The organism is Roseibium sp., assembly GCF_965233565.1.
In the GTDB taxonomy this organism is placed as follows: Bacteria; Pseudomonadota; Alphaproteobacteria; order Rhizobiales; family Stappiaceae; genus Roseibium.
In genome coordinates, this window is the sequence record NZ_OZ247494.1 from 2,948,751 (window position 1) to 2,968,554 (window position 19,804).

A 19,804-nucleotide genomic window follows, 5' to 3' on the forward strand; every position below is an offset into this window, starting at 1 on the left:
GCGGTCTTTTCCCGCATTACCATGTAGTCAAAGCGTCTCCAGCAAGGCGCAGATGTCCTGCTTGAGGTCCTTGCCTCGAACAATCCCGCCGTGGCACGGCACGATCACGGTTGGAGTTTCGAGATCGAGGCGGTTTTGAACCCAGGCCGAAAACACGGTCTTGTCGCGCAGCCCATAAGTCGGAAACGGCTTCAGAAAGCCCACCTTCGGTTTGGTATCGCTCTTTTCCTGCACACCGCAAAAGGCATCGGTCACGATCCAGATGACCGCGTCCTCTGTGCGCAGGCACATCCACACTTCACCCGTCTTGAGACCGTCCGGTTCAAGGAGGCTGGCGTGGCCGGGAAGCGCTTCGGCAAGCCTGTCCAGGTCAGAGAAGGCAAGCCCGGTGACTTTCTCCAGACGCGGCCTTGCGCCTTGCGAACAAACACAGTCCGCCTCCGAAAAGGCGGCAACATGTTCGCTCAAACCCATGTTGTGATAATGGTTCGGCGCCAGCAGGAACCGCACAGGGGCGAGAGCCGATGCCGTGCCGCTGGACTTGCGGACGGGGCTGTAAAGAGCTGTTCCCCCATAAGGCAAAGCGATCGCGACACAGCGTAGATTGCCCTTTCGTATGGACCAGAGGCCGTCGGCCCCCTCGACCGGTTCAAGTCCCGCTGCCTGTTTCATGTTCTAAACTCCCTGCTGGTCAGTTGCGCGCACAGCAAGTCGACCAGCGGCTTGCCGGCATCGGTTTTCCCGGCCAGACGGTTTTGGGCGTGAACGCCCATGACGGCGGATACCAGCCCCTTCGCGGTTATCACCGGTTCCGTGTCGGCCGGAAGCGACTTGTCGGCAATTGCCTTTTCCAGGCAGGTGGCAAAAGCGCTTTCCAAAGCAGCCCAATAGCGTTTGGCGGCTTCCTCCAGCCGCGCGCTGCCAACGCGTGCGTTCTCAATCCCGGTGTTCACGACGAGGCAGCCATATGGGCTGGACGTCATCGAGCCGTCCGTGACCAGAGATCGCAGAAACTTCAAGAGTTCCGGCAAGCCGCCAGTCTGCATGGGCGCCATGGCATGCCGGATGGCCTGGTCCGAATAATAATCGAGCGCTCGCAGATAGAGGCCTTCCTTGCCGCCGAACTCGGTTCGGATCGCAAACTGGTTGAGGCCGGTGAGGCGCTCCAGTTCGCGCAGTCCGAGTGCCTGATAGCCATGTTGCCAAAACGCGTGAACGACACGTTCGACCACCTCATCGACATTGTAGCTTTTTGGACGCGCCATGATTTTATTTCTCTACGACTGAATAGAAATTAATTCCTATACACTCGAGAAGAAATGTCAAGACACAAGATAGGCAGTCTCGTGCAGGCGCTAGAAAAAGGTGCCATACGGATTTCACACGACTCGATAACGCTCCCCAACGTAAGCTAGGATGCTTCGTGCCCCGTCCCGGCGGCGATCTTGCGCCGCGTATCTCCAGCGAGAGGACATTTTCATCATGCGTACCAGGTACATGTTGGCGGCTGCGATCGGCTTTGCGATTGCCTATTCCGCTCCAGTAGATTTCACCGGCTTTGCCGCCGGCACACCCATTTTTGCCGGCATAGCGCCTGCCAAGGCTCAGAACCCGACCCGCAACACGGCGCGGCGGACCGCCCGGCGCACCACACGGCGCGTTGCCCGCCGCACATCGATCGCCGGATGCGCGCCCTACAACGCCTATTACAATTGCGGCGGGGTCTATTACCGGCCCGTCGTTGAGAACGGCGTCACCGTCTATGTTGTTGTGAACCCCTGAACCTTCTGGAGAACCTCATGAGAAACCTCCGTATGCTGGCTCTTGCCGCCAGCGTCTCGCTTTTGAGCGCTCCGGCCGTGGCACAGGGACCGGTCAAGGGCGTCCTGGAAGCCTGCGAAACCGAAATCACGACCTATTGCGATGAAGTCACGCCGGGCCATGGCCGTATGCTGTCCTGCATGTATGCCCATGAAGACAAGATCAGCGACGAGTGCGCGGCCTCCATTGTCGACCTGGCGGATGCCCTCGACTTCCTGTTCGCCAATGTCGGCAACGCGGTAGCGCTCTGCGCCGCCGACATCGAAGCCAATTGCTCCGGCGTCGAGTTCGGTGGCGGCCGCATCCTGTCCTGCCTCAAGGCCAATGCCGACAAGGTGTCGGCAGAGTGCCAGCCGGTTGTCAGCTCCTTCTCCAACCAGTTCGGTCTGAACGACTGAGCGAACCACGCTAGCTGCGTGCGGCCTGCCCTTTGGCTGCGCGCAGCCGGCTTCAAACTCCGGCCAATTCGCGCAGCGCAGCGGTCATCTTCACCTCTTCCCTTTCCTTTTCGTCAGAACCTGCTAAAAGGCGCGCCGTTCCTTCACGGGAACCACCGGTCGCAGCCTACCCGGTGACGAGCGTCGCAACGGGCGTTCAACAGCGAAAACAAGGGACCAACGTTGAAAACACTTGTCATCTGTTCCGGCGGAATGGATTCCGTCACCCTTGCGCACAGGATTGCGCAGGACCATGAGCTGATCGGCCTGATCTCCTTTGATTATGGCCAGCGCCACAAGAAGGAACTGGATTTTGCCAGAGCCTGCGCCGAAGAGCTCAACACCGAGTTCATCCTGATCGACATTTCCAATATCGGCCGCCAGCTGACCGGCTCGGCGCTGACCGATGATCTGGACGTGCCCGATGGCCACTACGCCGAAGACACCATGAAGGTCACGGTGGTGCCGAACCGCAACGCGATCATGCTGACCATCGCCTATGGCATTGCCTCCTCGCGCGGGGCTGAGGCGGTCGCGACCGCCGTTCATGGCGGCGATCATTTCATCTATCCGGACTGCCGCCCGGCCTTTACCGAGAGCTTCGAGACCATGCAGCGGCACGCCCTGGACGGTCTAGGCGAGATCAGGCTCTTCACGCCTTATGTCAATGTCTCCAAGGCAGAGATCGCCCGCGAGGGCCTGGCCCTTGGTGTCGACTATCGCAAGACATGGTCTTGCTACAAGGGCGGCGCGGAGCACTGCGGCCGCTGTGGCACCTGCGTGGAACGGCGCGAGGCGTTTCACCTTGCCGGCGGCATAGACCCGACGGTTTACGCAGACGCGGACTTCTGGAAGGTGGCCTGCAATGTATAGGATCACCAAGGAGTTCCACTTTTCCGCAAGCCACCAGCTGAAGGGTCTTGGCGACGACCATCCTTGCGCCCGCTTCCATGGCCACAACTACGTCGTTGAAGTGGAACTGGCCGCCGAGGAACTCGACGCGATCGGCTTTGTTCGTGACTACAACGAACTGAAGCTGCTCAAGACCTATATCGACGACACGCTTGATCACCGGCACCTGAATGACGTGCTCGGCGATGATTGCGTGACCGCCGAGCGCATCGCCAAACACCTGTTCGACTGGTGCAAGGCGGCCTGGCCGGAAACGGCCGCCGTCCGCGTCAAGGAAACCCCGAAAACCTGCGCGGAATACCGCCCGCTCGTTTATCTCCCGGTGGAGGCGCGGTCATGACTCAGGACCTGATCCGCGTCAACGAGATCTTCGGACCGACCATCCAGGGCGAAGGCGCCCTGATCGGTCAACCGACCGTCTTTGTGCGCACAGGCGGCTGCGACTATCGCTGTGCCTGGTGTGACACGCTGCATGCGGTCGACAGCGCCTATCGCGACGAATGGGTGCCGATGTCGCCGCAGGCGATCCTGATGCAGGTGGAGATCCTGTCGGGCGGCAAGCCGCTGATGGTGTCGCTGTCGGGTGGCAACCCAGCCATCCAGCCGCTCGGACCGCTGATCGAATTCGGCCGTCGCGAAGGCTATCGCTTTGCGCTTGAAACCCAGGGCAGCCTGGCGAGGGAGTGGTTCGACAGGCTGGATGTCCTGACCCTCAGCCCGAAACCGCCATCGTCCGGCATGGCAACAGACTGGCAAAAACTTGCCGAATGCGTCGAAGCGGCCGGTTCCGACACCCAGACAGTGCTGAAGGTCGTGGTCTTCGACGAGGCGGACTATGCCTTTGCCCGCGATGTCTCGGAACGCTATCCGGAGCTGAGCTGCTACCTGCAGCCGGGCAATCACACCCCGTCCGAGGCGCACGAGACCGACAGCACAATCGACATGGCCGGCATCATGGACCGCATGCGCTGGCTGGTCGACAGGGTCACCACCGACAAATGGTACGCCGCCACCGTGCTGCCGCAGCTGCACACGATGATCTGGGGCAATCTCAGAGGCGTTTAACGTCTCGAACCTCGCCAGCCTCATCCTGAGGAGCCGCGCCAGCGGCGTCTCGAAGGATCGGCGGCAAATTCTGAACAAGCGGCCCCTCCTTCGAGACGGACCTGATGGTCCTCCTCAGGATGAGGTCGGAAACGAGGAAACAGACAGATGTCCGACAAGAGCATCTATGAAAACCTGACCCAGCTCGGCGCTTCCACGGAGCTGCCGGACGATCCGGACAAGGCCGTGCTGGAAAAGGTGCCGAACCCGCAGGCGGGCACCGGCTACATGGTTCGCTTCGTCGCCCCGGAATTCACCTCGCTCTGCCCGATCACCGGCGCGCCGGATTTTGCCCATCTGGTGATCGACTATGTGCCGCGAGACTTCCTCGTGGAGAGCAAGTCGCTGAAACTCTTCCTCGGCGCCTTTCGAAATCACGGCGCCTTTCACGAGGATTGTACCGTCTCCATCGGCAAGCGCCTTGTCGAACTGCTTGACCCGCAATGGCTCCGGATTGGTGGCTACTGGTACCCGCGCGGCGGCATCCCGATCGATGTCTTCTACCAGACCGGCCCGGCCCCGGAAGGTGTCTGGATCCCGGAACAGGGCGTCGCGCCATACCGGGGACGTGGGTGAGATCTAACCAGCAGCAACGGCGAATAACCACAGATGCCGCTTATTGAAGGTCTAGCGCCCGACGCCGTAGCGAAGGGCCGCACGGAACCTCCAAAAGCTCCGAAGTCCTCGCGGCCCTGAGCCGGGATCCAATCCACCGTGCGACGCATCGCGTGCGTTGAGCGGACAGGGAAGCAACCGCGAAAGCCCAGCCTTTCAGTTCGGCTCTGCGATCGAGCGGATCCCGGATCGTCGCTGCGCGGTGTCCGGAATGACCGCCAGGGTGTCACCCGCGCATTCCCAAACAGGTGGGCTGAGCAAGATCAAGGGATTGCGGCGCAGTCCCCTCATTCCGGTGCCGGCAACGTCAACCCCGGGGCCTTCTCGATCTCCTGGGTGGTCACCATTTCGAAATTCGGCGCCTTGGTGTCATAGACGGCCTTGACGATGAAATTATCGCTCTTGCGGACCCAGTAGGTATAGCGGTTTTCCGTGACCATGCCCTGGCTGACGGTGATGTCGGCGGCGACAACCTCGACCGGCTCTCCCTCCAGGTCCTCCGCACTGCAGGTGGCATTGCGGATGGTTTCAGCGTTGGTCTCTTTGTCGGCCCGGGCCTTGTCCGCGTTCTGGTCTGTCTCCATCTCCCGGATCTTGTCCCAGGTCTTGCCTTCATCCGCGGATTGATAGAGCGCGTTGCCGTATCCCAGAACCCAAGGGCCAGCCGGAGAGGTCGGCACGGTCATGTAGTGGTCCGGGCCAAGATAGAGAAAGTCGTTTTTGCTTTCCGGCGCTCCCTTGAAGGCTGTGGTCACGGCCGCTTTGGTTGGCATGCCCTGATCCAGCTGAAGATAGAGCTCCGTGAACCGGTCCAGGCACGGATCGGCCAGCGCAGCCTGGGAGGTAACGGCGAACAGACCGAGAGACATCAAAATCGATTTCATCAAATCCCCGCGTGGCAAAGACATTCCTTGGAACGCAAACATGGAACACCGTTTTCCGGTGCGAGGCAATTGATCTTTCCGCAGGGTCAGCTTTCCGGACACCGGTCATTCTCGAACCACTCTGCCGAAGGTTCATTTGGCGCAGCCGGTTCTCGCTCAGGCTCACCCCCTCCTCCGTCGTTCCGGACAAGTGCAGCGCAGCTGCACGCCGATCCGGAACCCGGCGCGTCAGCGCGAGCGGAAGCGAGCTCAACTGTTTCTTGAAAGGGCTGTGCCTGCGCGGAAGGCACTGCAGCTGCCCAAACCCAAGGAGTCATCCTAGCCCCCGAGACGGAATCCAATCTACCTCTCAACGCATCACATCAACAGAGCTTGTGCGAAGCGGCCGAAGCCATCGCCGAGCCTTTCAAGCCCGCTCTGGAAACGAGTGGATCCCGGATCTCCGCTGCGCTGCGTCCGGGATGACACCAAGGGGAAGAACTACCCCTCCAGGCGGCTCAGATGCTCGCCGAAGATCAGCAAATTGCCGTCCGGGTCTTTTGTCTCGAATTCCCGCATCTCCCAGGGCTGGTCGGCAATCGCTTCGGTGATGTTGGCGCCGGCGGCCTGCACCTCGGTGTAATAGGCAGCCACATCTTCAACAAAACAATAAGCCACCGACGGCTGCACGTCGGGGCTCGCCGTCAGATGCAGCTCGATCCCGTCCCGGCCGAGAATGGCATAGCGCACCGGCTCGGCCTCGCTGTCCTTCCACTCGAAGCGGATCTCGAACAGGAGCTTGTCCCGGTAATAGGCAACCGACGCGGCAAGATCGATGGCCCGGAAGACAGGGGCGATGTGGGACAATTGAGGTGACTGAGTTTCAGACATGAGCAATCCTCCGGAAAAACCTGCAGTTGAGCCTGCCGATTTTTTGCACCGACTGCAAATAACAAACGGGCCCCGAAGGGCCCGTTCAATCGTTGCATTGCGAGAGGTCAGAGCCCTCAGCTCGTCACCAGGTTCCGCAGCACGTAGTGCAGGATGCCACCGGCCTTGATGTATTCCAGCTCGTCCTCGGTATCGACGCGGCACAGGCACTCGATGGTCTTGGTTGAACCATCCTCGTAGGTGACGTCCACATTCATCATCTGGCGCGGCTGGATGTCGGCAATGCCCTTGATGGTGACGCGTTCCGTTCCCTTGATGCCGTGCGACTGCCAGCTCTCGCCGTCCTTGAAGGTCAGCGGGATGACGCCCATGCCAACAAGGTTGGAGCGGTGGATACGCTCAAAGGACTGGGCAATCACGGCGCGGACGCCCAGGAGATTGGTGCCCTTGGCGGCCCAGTCACGCGACGAGCCGGTGCCGTATTCCTTGCCGGCAAAGATCACCAGCGGAACACCGGCTTCCTTGTACTCCATGCAGGCGTCGTAAATCCATTCGCGCTGGCCGTCCTTCATGGTGACGCCGCCTTCGACACCCGGCACCATCTGGTTCTTGATACGGATATTGGCGAAGGTGCCGCGCATCATGACCTGATGGTTGCCGCGGCGCGAGCCATAGGAATTGAAGTCCTTCTGGGCGACCTGATGCTCCTGGAGATATTTGCCCGCCGGGCTGTCCAGCTTGATCGCCCCGGCCGGGGAGATGTGATCGGTCGTGATGCTGTCCAGGAAAAGGCCCATCACGGCGGCGCCCTCGATGTCCTGAAGCGGTTTCGGCTCCATGGTCATGCCCTCGAAATAGGGCGGGTTCTGGACGTAGGTGGAGGACACCGGCCAGGTATAGGTCAGGCCGCCTTCGACCTTGATCGCCTGCCAGTGCGCATCGCCCTTGAAGACATCCGAATAGCGCGAGCGGAACATGTCCTCGTTGATCGAGGCACGGATCAGGTCCGTGATTTCTTCCGTTGTCGGCCAGATGTCCTTCAGATAGACCGGATTGCCGTCCCGGTCTTCCCCGAGCGGGTCTTCCGTGATGTTGACATTCAGACTGCCGGCGATTGCATAGGCGACCACCAGCGGCGGCGAGGCCAGATAGTTGGCGCGCACATCCGGGTTGACCCGGCCTTCAAAGTTGCGGTTGCCGGACAGGACCGAACACGCAATCAGGTCATTGTCGTTGATCGCAGCGGAGATGGCCGGATCGAGCGGTCCGGAATTGCCGATACAGGTCGTGCAGCCATAGCCGGCCAGATCGAAGCCGAGCGCATCGAGATCAGCCTGAAGACCAGCCTTTTCCAGATAATCCGTCACCACCTGGGACCCCGGCGCCAGCGACGTCTTCACCCAAGGCTTGACGTTGAGGCCTTTCTGCAGCGCATTGCGCGCCACCAGGCCCGCCCCGATCAGCACAGACGGGTTGGAGGTGTTGGTGCAGGAGGTGATGGCGGCAATCACCACGTCGCCATTGCCGAGATCGTGATCCTTGCCGTCAACGGCGACCCGCTTCGACAATTCGTCCGCCTTCTTGAATTCTTCCGCCATGGTCTTGGCGAAGCCGGTCGCGGCATCTGCGAGATTGATGCGGTCCTGCGGGCGCTTCGGACCGGAGACGGAGGGCACGACGGTGGAAATGTCTAGTTCCAGCGTGTCGGTGAATTCCGGTTCCTCGCCGCCGGAGCGGAACATGCCCTGGGCCTTGGAATATTCCTCGACCAGCGCAACGCGGTCCTTGTCGCGTCCCGTGGCTTCCAGATATTTCAGCGTTTCGCTGTCGACCGGGAAGAAGCCGCAGGTCGCGCCATATTCCGGCGCCATGTTGGCGATGGTGGCGGCATCCTCGAGCGACAGGTTGTCGAGGCCGGGACCGTAGAATTCAACGAATTTGCCGACCACGCCTTTCTGGCGCAGCATTTCCACAACGCGCAAAACAAGGTCGGTCGCGGTGATGCCTTCGTTGAGTTTGCCGGTGAGCTTGAAGCCGATCACTTCCGGGATCAGCATGGAGATCGGCTGGCCGAGCATTGCTGCCTCTGCCTCGATGCCGCCGACGCCCCAGCCGAGAACCGCCAGGCCGTTGACCATGGTCGTGTGGCTGTCGGTGCCGACCAGTGTGTCCGGATAGGCGATGGTTTCGCCGTTGTCTTCCTTCGTCCAGACGGTCTGGGCGAGATATTCCAGGTTCACCTGATGGCAGATACCGGTTCCCGGAGGAACGGCGCGGAAATTGTTGAACGCGGACTGGCCCCAGCGCAGGAATTCGTACCGTTCCTGATTGCGCTCATATTCCAGTTCGACGTTTTTCTTGAACGCATCCTTGGTGCCGAAATAGTCGACCATCACCGAATGGTCTATCACCAGATCGACCGGGACCTGAGGATTGACCTTTTCCGGATCGCCGCCCAGCTTGACGGCTGCATCGCGCATGGCGGCCAGGTCAACAACAGCGGGAACGCCTGTGAAATCCTGCATCAGAACGCGGGCCGGACGATAGGAAATCTCCTGCGTGGACTTTCTCGTCTTCAGCCATTCGGCGCAGGCGATGATGTCATCCCGGGTGACGGAGCGGCCGTCTTCGAAACGCAGCAGGTTTTCAAGAACCACTTTCAGCGAAAACGGCAGTCTGGAAACACCTTCCAGACCGTTCTTTTCCGCCTCGGGGATCGAGAAATAGGTGTAGGTCTTGCCACCGGCGGTAAGCGTTTTCTTGCATTTGAAACTGTCGAGGGACTGGGTCACGACGTGCCAACTCCTTATGGGGTCTCGGGCAGCCGGGCCGCATCTGTCTGGCTGCCGGTCAGAAATCTCTGGGGGGCGCCGTCTGTTGCAGCGCCTTAATTGCCCTTGCCGGGCTTATGCGGAGATAGGGGCCGCGCCTTGCGCGAGCAACACCCTCCATCGCCCCTATACAAAAAAATGGCTCCGACCACCAGCAAAGAGCGTCCTTTCCAAACCGGCAAAGGGCACCGGAATTGCCGAGACGGCACTCTGCGCCAGGCTGTGCTGGCCCATGCAAAACAGTGCTGTTCAAATCCGAAGCCTTCGCCTCCCGAAGCGGCCAGACTGTCAGCATCTGTCTATTGCACCTCTTGAACCTTGCCGGTATGAAAGCGGCATGCGTCTTATTCCGCTGTATTTTGTTTTATTGTTTCTGATTATCCCCCTGCAGAATTCATCAGCGCAGGAGGCCGTAAGGACACCGCTCGAAATCGGACCTTCCGGCGAGGAGTATCTGAAATCTCTGCGCTTCCGCCGCATCGGGACGGATGTCGGGTATTTTGACCCGACCGCGCCTGCACCGGAGCTGAAGACCGATCAGCAACCGGACAAGCAATCCGGGGAGACCGGCGAAGCCTCTGACCGGGAGAACCAGTCCTGGAACGGCGACGCCAGTTCGGCTCGGTGGACCATCGGCCTGATCATGGCGCTTGTGCTGGGTGCAATTTTCTACCTGTTCCTGCGCTTCGGCGGCAATATCTCCGTGTCGCTGAAACGGGAATCCGGCAACATCTCCCGGAACCGGCCCAAGGGCCAACCGGACGCCCCCGCCTGGGCGACCCGAACGGGCTCGCTTGAGGACATTCTGCGCACAAGCGACCGCAGGCTGGCGCTGATCCAGCTGATGCGCAAGGCGCTTTCGACAACCGTAAGCGCCAATGGCATCCTGATGCAGCGCAGCTGGACGGCGCGCGACGCCCTTCGCCACCTGCCTTCGACCCAAAGCCATCTCGACCGGCTGCGGGAGCTGGTCCTGGCAAGCGAACGGGTCCAGTTTGGCGGCCGTGACGTCTCGGAAGAGGAATTCCGCAGCCATGTCGACGGCTGCCGACCGCTGCTGGGGACAGGTGCATCATGAGCAACACATCCTCCTCCCCGGAGCAGACCGGCCCGCGCCTTGAGGTCCTGATCATAGGCGCGATCGCGGTCGTCATGCTCGGCGCCCTCTGGTACGTCTTTTCGCAGCAGCAACAGTCCCTGCGCCGCTCACCCAGCGGCCATGACGGCTTGCAGATCTGGCTGGCTGCCAATGACGTCAGCGCGCAGAATTTCACAGGCGGCTGGCTGATCGACGAGACATCCGTCGGCCTGCTGGTCCTGCCGCTCTATGATTCGGAGCTCGACAAGGACCGTGTCAGCCCGACAACGCAGCAGGAACTGCTGCTCCAGCAAGACGAATATGACCTGGCAACCCCGATCATCAGGCGGAAGGCCCAACGGGTTCCTGCACTGGTGATCCTGCCCAAATGGCGCACGGGCATGCGGTTGACCGGGATAGCCCACCCGATCCTCAATATCGAGGCCGACCGGACTGCCAGAACCCTGCGCAATCTGACGGGAGACCGTCAGGCGTCGCTGGTCTCTGCCCGAACACCGTTCACCGATTTCAGCTATCGGTCACACGACGGCGAGACCCTGACCGCCCGCCTCTATGATGCCCAGATGTTCAAAAGCGATGCCTGCACGCCGATTATCGGGCGGCAGGACGCCATGCTGCTGGCAAGCTGCACGCTCGCTGCCGCCGAGGGGTCGTCGGACGACCGTGTCATGGTGCTGTCCGATCCCGATCTCTTGAACAATCACGGCCTGCGCCTCGGCGACAATGCGCTGATCGCGCTGGACCTGATGCGCGCGGAAGCCGAGACCGGCAACATCGTGATCGATTACAGCCGCGACGTGTGGCTGCGCGATCCTTATGTCGAACCCGAGCGGGAGCGAACCTGGGACGACCTGGCCCGGTTTTTCGGCCCTCCCTTCCTTGCGCTCTGGATCGGTGTCGCGCTTGTCTTTGCGCTGTTTCTCTGGCGGGCCTCCGTCCGCTATGGGGCGGTGCGGCCGGAATCGACAGAGCTTGGCGCCGGCAAGGATATTGCCGTGCAGGCACGGGCCAGATTGCTGCGCCTCTCGGGCCAGGACGGCGCGCTTGCACGCGAATATGCAACCGCACGCCTGGCGGCGACAGCCTCTGCGCTGTTTGGACCCTCTCATGCGCGCCACTATGCCGGCGAAGCCGCGTTCCTGAATTATACCGAACGCCGGCATCCGGCACTTGCCCCACACCTGAGAGGGGTGCTGGACGCCATCCATCAGCTGCCGGCACGCCTGACGGCCGCAGAAGCCATTCATCACATCGACCAACTGGAACAGGTTTTGGAGCAAATCACCCATGACGCTTGACGCCCTGCGCGAACGCACGGACGCCCTCCGGTCCGAGATCGGCCGCACGGTGCTCGGCCAGGACGAGGTCATCGACCTTATGCTGGTCGCACTTTTTGCCCGTGGCCACGTCCTCCTTGAAGGTCCTCCGGGGACTGCAAAAACCCTGCTTGCGCGCAGTTTTGCCGCCGCAATGGATCTCGATTTCGGCCGTATCCAGTTTACGCCCGACCTGATGCCGGGCGACGTGCTCGGCACGTCGATCTTCGATTTCAGAACCAACGCCTTCGTGCTGACAAAGGGCCCGGTCTTTTCGCAGGTCCTGCTCGCCGACGAGATCAACCGCGCACCGCCCAAGACCCAGGCGGCGCTTCTGCAAGCCATGAGCGAGCGCAAGGTCAGCATCGACGGTACAGACCACACGCTCGGCAGCGAATTCATCGTCATTGCCACCCAGAACCCGATCGAGCAGCAGGGCACCTATCCACTTCCCGAAGCCCAGCTCGACCGCTTCCTGTTCAAGCTGGTGATCGACTTTCCGCCCGAGGAAATCGAAATGGCGATCCTGCGCCAGCACGCGGCCGAACCGCTTGAAGCCGGACTGGAAACGGAAGCCCTGGCAAAGGTTCTGGATGCCGCAGCGCTGGCCGAAACACGCAGCCTGGTCGACAGCATCATCCTGAAGGACGACATCCTCGCCTACATCCTGCGCCTGATCCGGGCAACTCGGGAAAGCTCGGAAATCGCCTTTGGCGCCTCTACCCGCGCGGCCGACGCACTGGCCAGCGCAGCACGGGCAACGGCCGCGCTGAACGGCCGCGACTTTGCCATTCCCGACGACGTCAAACGCCTGTTCATTCCGGCACTGCGCCACAGGATCGTGCTTGGCCCGGCGGCCGAGATCGAAGGCCGCAGTCCGGAACAGGTGCTGGAAAACATTCTCAACCAGATTGAGGCCCCCCGCTGATCCGGCCATCGAAAAGATTGCTCACCCTGGGACTGACTGCGCTCGTTCTGTCCGTGCTTGCAGTCGGGTCCGGCGGTGCGGCCCGGGAACTGACCTGGCTGCCCTGGTTCGTGCTGGCGCTGGTGGTGATGGCCGACTATGTGCTGTCGCTTCGCCGCCCGCGCGCGATCGAGATCGACGCTCCGGCCGAAATCTTCGTCGGAGAGAGGGCCAAGGTGCGGTTCGACCTGCAACGGGTGCCGGACGACCTGAGAGCCAAACTCGACTGGCCGGACGGCCTCTCAGGCCCCGGCGAGTTTGCCTTTGTACCACTTGGAGAGGACACGGCGGCCGCCGTGATCGAATGCCGGGCCGTGCGCCGCGGCGTCTGGCAGTTCGAACATCTTTGGCTGTGCTGGAGTTCCCGGCTGAAGCTGCTCGAATTCGTGCCACGCCTCAAGCTTGGCGCCGAGATCCGGGTGGTGCCCAATATCCGCCTGGTTCAGTCCGGCCAGATTACAACCACGGTCATGTCGACGCTTTACGGTGTGAAGGAAAACAGGGCGATCGGCGAAGGGTCCGAGTTCCAGCAGCTGCGCGACTTCGTGCCGGGCATGGACATCAAGACGATCGACTGGAAACGGTCGGCCCGCCGCCGCTCCCTGGTTGCCAAGGAACTGCGGGCGGAACGCAACCACCATGTCATAGTCGCGCTCGACAACGGCTACCTGATGCGCGAGGAGATCGGCGGCCTGCCGAAGATCGATCATGCGGTTACCGCCGCGCTAGCCACAGCCTGGGCCGCCTCCATCGGCGGCGATCTTGTGGGGCACTATTCCTATGACGTCCGTCCGCGCACCTTTTCCGCCCCGGCACCCGGCCGCACCGCCTTTGCCCGCCTGAGAAGCTGGACGGCCGAACTCGACTATGTCAGCCGCGAGACCAACCATACGCTGGCGCTGACCGAACTCAACGCCCGCACGCCCAAGCGCAGCCTGATCATCATCTTCACCGACTTCGTCGACACGACTTCCGCGGAGCTGCTGGTCGAGAACATCGGCATCCTGGCGAAGCGGCATCTTCTGATCTTTGTCGCCATCCGCGATCCGGACCTGGAAAAACTGGTCGAGACTGCGCCGGACGATATTGACGGTGCCGCGGCACTGGTTGCCGCCAACCAGGCTATCAACGAACGCCGGATGGTGTTCGAACGGCTCAGCCGCATGGGTGTCACCATCGTCGATGCCAAGCCCGACGCCATCACTTCACGGCTCATTTCAGCCTATCTTGAGATCAAAGCACGGGAGCTGATCTGATGAATGGCGACGATCTGATCCGTTCCGCCCGGTTCCGGCAGGAACGCGAAGCCGACTGGCAACGACTGGAGCAACTGGTTCTGGCTGCCGAAAGCCGCGGCTTGCAGCACATGGAGTTTGCCGAGACCCGCGACCTTGCGGCGCTTTACCGCCAGGCCACCACGTCGCTGGCCATCGCCCGCGAAATCTCGCTCGACAAGGCCCTGCTCGGTTATCTGGAAGCGCTGACGGCCCGCGCCTATCTCTGCGTCTACGCGCCCCAACAGCGCCTTGGTGGCCTGATCGAACGGTTTTTCACCAAGAGCGCGCCCCAGGCGATGCGGCGTTCCTGGCTCTTCATCCTGCTCGGCTTCCTTTGCCTTGGCCTGGGAGCGCTGTCCGGATACCTGCTCTATTTTGAAAACAACGACTGGTTCTATGTCTTCATGCCGGCCGAACTTGCCGGCGGCCGCGGTCCGGATGCAACGACGGAATCCCTGCGCGATGTGATCTACGGCCACGACAGCGGCACCAGCGGACTTGGCGCCTTCGCGACCTATCTGTTCTCGCACAACACACGGATCGCGATCTTCGTGTTCGGCCTCGGCGTGTTCGCCTGCGCGCCGGCAGCCCTTTTGACCTATTACAACGGCCTGATGCTCGGCGCTTTCTACGCCCTTCATGTTGACCGCGGCCTGGGTCCGGATCTTGCCGGCTGGCTTTCGGTTCACGGCGTTACCGAACTGTCGGCCATCTGCATTGCCTGCGGCGGCGGCCTCCAGCTGGGAACGGCACTCTTGTTTCCAGGCGATCGAACGCGTGCGGAAGCACTGCGCCTCGCCGGGCGGGACGCGGTCAAGCTGGCCCTGGTCGCAGCGCTCATGCTGCTTGTGGCTGCGTTGCTGGAGGGCTTTGCCCGCCAGCTGATCAACGACACCGGCACCCGGCTCGTGGTTGGCTGGGGCATCGGCGCACTTTGGCTGGCCTGGTTCACGCTTGCCGGACGGGAGCGGACCTGATGCTGCGCCGCTGGAAAGAACGACGGCGGGCCCGGCCCTCCCCCGACACGCTGATGCCGCCGGAAGGTGTTGCGCTGAACCTGCCCATCGCCGGTCTCGGCGTGCGCTTTGCAGCCCAGCTCACCGATATCATCATCACCACCATCGCAGCTGTCTGCCTTGTGGTGCTTCTTCTGGTCGTTAATCTCACCAGCCCGCAAACCCTTATGGCGGTTGGTGCCCTCCTGTTTTTCCTGATCCGGGTGCCCTATTACATTTGCGCGGAACTGGCCTGGAACGGCCAGACGCTCGGCAAGCGCCTGATGAAGATCAAGGTTGTCTCCCACGATGGCGGCCCGCTCACAGCCCATGCGCTGGTGCTGCGCAATCTGATGAAAGAAGCCGAAATCTTTCTGCCCGGAACATTGCTGCTGACGCTGAACGCGGCCACACCGTTCGAATCGCTGGCGTCTTTCGCCTGGGTGACGATGGCCCTGATGATCCCGCTCTTCAACCGATACCGGCGCCGCCTTGGCGACATGATGGCCGGCACGCATGTGATCCATCTTCCGGTGCCCGTCTTGCTCAAGGATCTGGCAAGCGAGGCACCGCTGCCGATTGAGGGGCGCAAGAAGATCACCTTCCTGGCGCACCAGCTCGACCATTACGGCGCATATGAACTGCAGACGCTCGAGACCCTGCTGCGCAGCCAGAACACGCCGGCCGGGTCGGCATCTGCGAAGCAGAGGCAGGCGACCATCGAGGCAATTGTCGAAAAGATCCGCAAGAAGATCGGGTATGCGGATCCTGTTCCACCGGCAGACCGGCTTCGTTTCCTGCAAGCCTTCTACAACGCCCAGCGCGAACACCTGGAACAGCGCCAGCTTTTCGGCGACCGGCGCGAGAACAAGCATTATGCCAACGAGGATCGCAACGCATAAAGTGTCTGGGAACCACCCTTCAAGGCTCTTCCGGCAAATTAATTGATCGTCATAATTTACAATAAGGCCAGTTGACCCTATCGAGGTCTTCGAACCCGTTGCGGGTAATAGTTAATAGCGCAAAAAAAATTTTCAGGAGTGATTGCATGTCCGATATTTCCTATCCCGAAAACCAGTCGGTGGCTCCGGGTTCCACCAAGCAGTCGCTTGGGCTGGGCCGCATCATCAGCGATACGTTTGACATTTTTTTCAGACGCTTCCCGGTTATCTTCCTGATCTGCCTGGTCCCGAGTTCGGCAGGTCTGGTCATGAGCAGCTATGCGATCGGGATCGAGGCAGCGCTAGGTCTGACCGCGCCAAGTTTCACCGGGCTAGAAGATTCAGGCCCTTTTTTGGCGGCGGTGATCGCCGGCATTCTGGTGTCCTACATCGCATCCGCCTTCCTGGTGCAATTGACCTATGATGCCAAACTGAACCGCCCGGTTCGCCTGTCGCACTATATCTTGCCGACGCTGGTCACGATCCTGCCAGTCGTGATCATTGGCCTGGTTTCAACCGTGCTGACATTTCTGGCCACGATCGCACTTGTGATACCAGGTCTCTGGGTTTCGGCCGTCTTCGTCTCCGCGATTCCGGCGATCGTCATCGAACGTGTCGGTTTCAGAGGCTTGCAGCGCAGTGCGGAACTGACCAAGGGCTATCGCTGGCCAATCGTTGTCGTGGTCTTGTTGGCCGGGTTTGTGTCGCAAGGAATGACCTTCCTCGCGACCTATCTGGCGGGCCTTGTCAACGGGGCCTATGGCTTGACACCGACCGTTGTACTTTTCATTGCGCTGGTCACCATCAGCATTGGCCTGACCAGCGTGCCGGTGGCACTCATCTATGCCCGCCTGCGCGAAATCAAGGATGGCGTCAGCGTCGACGACCTTGCAGCCGTGTTCGACTGATCTAGGCCGAGCAGGAAACACCTGAGCGAGGCGAACCAAAGGGGTTGCCTCTCTCGCTGCTCCACTCCAACCCAAAGTCAAAAACTCATTTCGGACAACACCCTTGAACGACGAAAACTCCACCGCCGAGATCAAGACCTCTCTCCCCATGACGGACAACCGGCCACGACAGTCCCTCGGTGTCGGAGGGTTGATCACGGACACATTCGCGATCTTCTTTCGCCACTTTGTCGTAATTTGCTTTATCGGTCTGGTGCCGATGATCCTGGGCCAGGTGCTGCCCGGACTGGCACTTGGTCTTGCAGAGCAAAACCCGGACCCGCTCGGCCCAGGCACGATCCTCACGTCGCTGTTCATGGGGTTTCTTCTGTTATGCATCTATACGTTGACCACGGCAATTCTGGTCCAGCTCACCTATGACGAGCAGCTTGGCCAGCGGATCCGGGTGAGGCAGTACATCCGCCCCGCGTTTCGGGCCCTATTTCCGATTCTGGTTCTGAGCATTGCAATTTTTCTGATCCTGTTCGCCTCGCAGCTCCTTTTGATGTTGCTGTCCGCAGCCACCCCCTATTTGCTGGTCATGGGCCTGCCGCTTCATCTGGGCTTCATTTTCTGGATCTGCGCCACCTTGTCGGTTTGTGCGCCTGTCATCCTTTTCGAGAAGGCCGGCTTGCGGGCCTTCTTCCGGAGCATGGAACTGACGCGGAACTACCGCTGGCCGATCGTCGGCACGATAGTGTTGACCAGTATCTTCATCCTGATCCTCTATCTGGTTGTCGGTGCGCTCATCGCACTCTTTTCGATGATGACCAGCCCCCTGATCGGAGCGCTTCTGTTCGCGCTCCTGTCCACGTCTGGAACCAGCCTCCTGGCGATCATGGTGACGCTCATCTATGCCCGCCTGAGAGAGATCAAGGAAGGTATCGGACTGGATCAGGTCGCTGCCGTTTTTGACTGAATTTCGAAATGCCCGGCGCAAGAACAGGCACCATGGCGCCCGGGAAAATCCTGAAGCCGCGATTGGCAACCTAACGGAGTGATGCGTATGTCGGATAGCACACCAGACCAACCGAAGCAGCCACTGGGCGTCGGGTCGCTGATCGCGGAAAGCTTCTCGATCCTGTTCCGTTACTTTGTCCCTATTGTCCTGATCGCCTTCATTCCGAACCTGCTCGGCGTCCTTCTGTCCGGATACCTGGTCGGATTTGAAGTCGCAATCGGCCTAGAGGAGGTTGCAGCCGATGGCTCCGGCGCACCAGGTCTGGAGCTGCTGACGTCACTTGTGGACATGGTGGTCTACTCCATCACCACCGCCTTTCTCGTTCAGCTGGCCTATGACGCAAAACTTGGGCGGCCGATAAGAATTGCCCGCTATATCGGACCGGCACTGGGAGCCATCGTCCCCATCGTCATCCTCGGGTTTGCGGTCAGCGTCATGGTGGGGCTGGCTGCCATAGCCCTTCTGATCCCCGGATTGTGGGTCTATGCCGTGTTCTCTGTCATGGAACCGGCAGTCGTGATCGAACGACTGGGCTATAGCGGCCTTGGCCGCAGCGCGGAACTCACCAAAGAATACCGCTGGCCGATACTGGGCGCGCTTGTCCCCATCTTCATCTGCATGGCCCTGATCTTCGTCCTGGCCTTTTTCATCGTTCAGACGCTGGGATATCAGGGCAACCTGATTGTGTCGGTTCTCCTGTTCTCGACCATCGCCGCAGTTGGAACCAGTCTCCTGAGCGTCTTTGTTTCGCTGCTGTATGCCCGCCTGCGTGAAATCAAGGAAGGCGTTGGCGTTGACGAGATCGCATCCGTATTTGACTGACCTCTCGCCCCCATGCGTTCATCAGGAACAAGAGGCCTGACCTGTCATGCCGGATAACGCATCCATCAGGCAGTATTATCTGAACCGCCTTGATGACAATCAGGACGGTCAAAAGCCCGGCCCCAAGGTCCCTCTTGGCATCGGCAGGCTGATTGCCGACTGTTTTGCCGTTCTGTTCCGGAAGTTGCCGATAGTGCTTGCCATCAGCTTCTGGCCCAGCCTGCTGGGCGTGCTTCTGTCCGGCTCCCTGGTTGGCATCAGATACACGATCGGATTTGAAGAGGACGTGGCTTCTGGCACTGCAAGCGGGCCAATTCTTTTATCGGGGCTGGTCGATATCCTGGTTTATGCGATGGTCACCGCACTGCTGGTACGACTTGTTCACGATGCGAAGTTCAAAAAGCCAATCCGCATCCACCGGGACCTTGTGCCGGCGTTGAAGAGTGTTGTCCCGATCAGCCTCTTGATCCTCGCCCAGACGCTGATGGTGCTGCTTGGCGGCCTGTTGGCGCTGTTCATCCCTGGTTCTGTCTTGTTTGGCCCCATTGGCTTTGGTTTCATCGGACTGTTCCTGATTGCCGTCATCTGGGCCTATGCCGCCTGGAGCGTCATGCCGGCTGCCGTTGTTGTGGAGGGGGCGGGGATTCAGGGCCTCAGCCGCAGCGTCGCTCTTACCAAGGGCTATCGCTGGCCGATCGTCGCTGTGATTGCACCGGTCTGGATCTGCTCCGCCCTGGTCGTTCTGGCCACAGCCGCCTTGACCGGTCTCGTTGAGAACTTCGCAGGCCTGGCGGCGGCTGTCGTCCTGTTTGCGGTCGCGGATGCCATTGGTACGAGCCTTGTCGGCATAGTCGTGTCGATCCTCTACATACGCCTGCGCGAAATCAAGGAGGGTATCGGCGTTGATCGCGTCGCCGAGGTGTTCGACTGAACAATGCGCGACGTTACAGATTTATTACCGACTGAAAGTCACTTCAGCACATTGCAGGAACCTGCAAGAAACAA

Annotated in this window: 21 protein-coding genes; 16 read left to right on the forward strand and 5 right to left on the reverse strand. The window is 60.6% G+C overall.

Annotated features, from left to right (window positions below; all coding sequences use genetic code 11):
* Positions 1 to 27 precede the first annotated feature (27 nt).
* Both ACO6TG_RS13535 and ACO6TG_RS13540 read right to left on the reverse strand, forming a co-directional pair.
* Positions 28 to 672 (reverse strand): hypothetical protein, encoded by a 645-nt coding sequence (locus tag ACO6TG_RS13535; protein WP_422378651.1) that lies wholly within the window; start codon positions 670 to 672, stop codon positions 28 to 30.
* Entirely contained in the window at positions 669 to 1,265 is a 597-nt protein-coding gene (locus ACO6TG_RS13540; protein WP_422378652.1) for a TetR/AcrR family transcriptional regulator, read from the reverse strand. Before ACO6TG_RS13540 ends, ACO6TG_RS13535 begins: the two co-directional genes overlap by 4 nt.
* Before the next feature lie 217 nt (positions 1,266 to 1,482).
* On the opposite strand from ACO6TG_RS13540, the gene ACO6TG_RS13545 reads away from it, so the two are divergent.
* From ACO6TG_RS13545 to queF, 6 genes are all read left to right on the forward strand, one after another.
* A complete protein-coding gene (locus tag ACO6TG_RS13545; RefSeq protein ID WP_422378653.1) occupies positions 1,483 to 1,782 on the forward strand; it encodes a hypothetical protein in 300 nt (99 codons plus the stop codon).
* Between the two features lie 17 nt (positions 1,783 to 1,799).
* On the forward strand, positions 1,800 to 2,219 hold the full coding sequence (locus ACO6TG_RS13550; RefSeq protein ID WP_422378654.1) for a hypothetical protein: 420 nt from the start codon (positions 1,800 to 1,802) through the stop codon (positions 2,217 to 2,219).
* Positions 2,220 to 2,441: 222 nt separating this feature from the next.
* Entirely contained in the window at positions 2,442 to 3,131 is a 690-nt protein-coding gene (gene queC, locus ACO6TG_RS13555; RefSeq protein WP_422378655.1) for a 7-cyano-7-deazaguanine synthase QueC, read from the forward strand.
* Positions 3,124 to 3,510, forward strand: coding sequence for a 6-carboxytetrahydropterin synthase QueD (gene queD, locus ACO6TG_RS13560; protein ID WP_422378656.1), 387 nt, complete (start codon positions 3,124 to 3,126; stop codon positions 3,508 to 3,510). The genes queC and queD overlap by 8 nt, the downstream gene beginning before the upstream one ends.
* The gene (gene queE / locus ACO6TG_RS13565) at positions 3,507 to 4,235 is read left to right on the forward strand and encodes a 7-carboxy-7-deazaguanine synthase QueE (protein WP_094072842.1); all 729 of its coding nucleotides are present in this window, start codon (positions 3,507 to 3,509) and stop codon (positions 4,233 to 4,235) included. The genes queD and queE overlap by 4 nt, the downstream gene beginning before the upstream one ends.
* Before the next feature lie 147 nt (positions 4,236 to 4,382).
* A complete protein-coding gene (queF, locus tag ACO6TG_RS13570; protein WP_422378657.1) occupies positions 4,383 to 4,850 on the forward strand; it encodes a preQ(1) synthase in 468 nt (155 codons plus the stop codon).
* A 326-nt stretch (positions 4,851 to 5,176) separates the two neighbouring features.
* Here queF and ACO6TG_RS13575 read toward each other — a convergent pair whose 3' ends face one another.
* From ACO6TG_RS13575 to acnA, 3 genes are all read right to left on the reverse strand, one after another.
* Positions 5,177 to 5,773 (reverse strand): hypothetical protein, encoded by a 597-nt coding sequence (locus ACO6TG_RS13575; RefSeq protein ID WP_422378658.1) that lies wholly within the window; start codon positions 5,771 to 5,773, stop codon positions 5,177 to 5,179.
* 480 nt (positions 5,774 to 6,253) lie between these two features.
* Positions 6,254 to 6,643 carry a bleomycin resistance protein gene (locus tag ACO6TG_RS13580; protein ID WP_422378659.1) on the reverse strand — a complete coding sequence of 130 codons (390 nt, stop codon included), beginning with the start codon at positions 6,641 to 6,643 and terminating at the stop codon, positions 6,254 to 6,256.
* 116 nt (positions 6,644 to 6,759) lie between these two features.
* Positions 6,760 to 9,435, reverse strand: a complete 2,676-nt coding sequence (gene acnA / locus ACO6TG_RS13585; protein WP_422378660.1) for an aconitate hydratase AcnA — start codon at positions 9,433 to 9,435, stop codon at positions 6,760 to 6,762.
* A gap of 376 nt (positions 9,436 to 9,811) precedes the next feature.
* Here acnA and ACO6TG_RS13590 point away from each other — a divergent pair, with 376 nt between their 5' ends.
* The 10 genes from ACO6TG_RS13590 (at position 9,812) to ACO6TG_RS13635 (ending at position 19,730) form a co-directional block, all read left to right on the forward strand.
* Positions 9,812 to 10,552 carry a DUF4129 domain-containing protein gene (locus ACO6TG_RS13590; RefSeq protein ID WP_422378661.1) on the forward strand — a complete coding sequence of 247 codons (741 nt, stop codon included), beginning with the start codon at positions 9,812 to 9,814 and terminating at the stop codon, positions 10,550 to 10,552.
* Entirely contained in the window at positions 10,549 to 11,871 is a 1,323-nt protein-coding gene (locus tag ACO6TG_RS13595) for a hypothetical protein (RefSeq protein ID WP_422378662.1), read from the forward strand. Before ACO6TG_RS13590 ends, ACO6TG_RS13595 begins: the two co-directional genes overlap by 4 nt.
* The gene (locus ACO6TG_RS13600; protein ID WP_094072850.1) at positions 11,861 to 12,817 is read left to right on the forward strand and encodes an AAA family ATPase; all 957 of its coding nucleotides are present in this window, start codon (positions 11,861 to 11,863) and stop codon (positions 12,815 to 12,817) included. The genes ACO6TG_RS13595 and ACO6TG_RS13600 overlap by 11 nt, the downstream gene beginning before the upstream one ends.
* Positions 12,818 to 12,834: 17 nt before the next feature.
* Positions 12,835 to 14,112, forward strand: a complete 1,278-nt coding sequence (locus ACO6TG_RS13605; RefSeq protein WP_422378663.1) for a DUF58 domain-containing protein — start codon at positions 12,835 to 12,837, stop codon at positions 14,110 to 14,112.
* Positions 14,112 to 15,110, forward strand: a complete 999-nt coding sequence (locus ACO6TG_RS13610; protein WP_422378664.1) for a stage II sporulation protein M — start codon at positions 14,112 to 14,114, stop codon at positions 15,108 to 15,110. Before ACO6TG_RS13605 ends, ACO6TG_RS13610 begins: the two co-directional genes overlap by 1 nt.
* The gene (locus tag ACO6TG_RS13615) at positions 15,110 to 16,030 is read left to right on the forward strand and encodes an RDD family protein (protein ID WP_422378665.1); all 921 of its coding nucleotides are present in this window, start codon (positions 15,110 to 15,112) and stop codon (positions 16,028 to 16,030) included. The genes ACO6TG_RS13610 and ACO6TG_RS13615 overlap by 1 nt, the downstream gene beginning before the upstream one ends.
* Before the next feature lie 146 nt (positions 16,031 to 16,176).
* Positions 16,177 to 16,977 (forward strand): hypothetical protein, encoded by an 801-nt coding sequence (locus ACO6TG_RS13620; RefSeq protein ID WP_422378666.1) that lies wholly within the window; start codon positions 16,177 to 16,179, stop codon positions 16,975 to 16,977.
* Between the two features lie 103 nt (positions 16,978 to 17,080).
* Entirely contained in the window at positions 17,081 to 17,935 is an 855-nt protein-coding gene (locus tag ACO6TG_RS13625) for a hypothetical protein (RefSeq protein ID WP_422378667.1), read from the forward strand.
* An 87-nt stretch (positions 17,936 to 18,022) separates the two neighbouring features.
* The gene (locus tag ACO6TG_RS13630) at positions 18,023 to 18,799 is read left to right on the forward strand and encodes a hypothetical protein (protein ID WP_422378668.1); all 777 of its coding nucleotides are present in this window, start codon (positions 18,023 to 18,025) and stop codon (positions 18,797 to 18,799) included.
* A 46-nt stretch (positions 18,800 to 18,845) separates the two neighbouring features.
* A complete protein-coding gene (locus tag ACO6TG_RS13635) occupies positions 18,846 to 19,730 on the forward strand; it encodes a hypothetical protein (RefSeq protein ID WP_422378669.1) in 885 nt (294 codons plus the stop codon).
* The last annotated feature ends 74 nt before the right edge of the window (positions 19,731 to 19,804 follow it).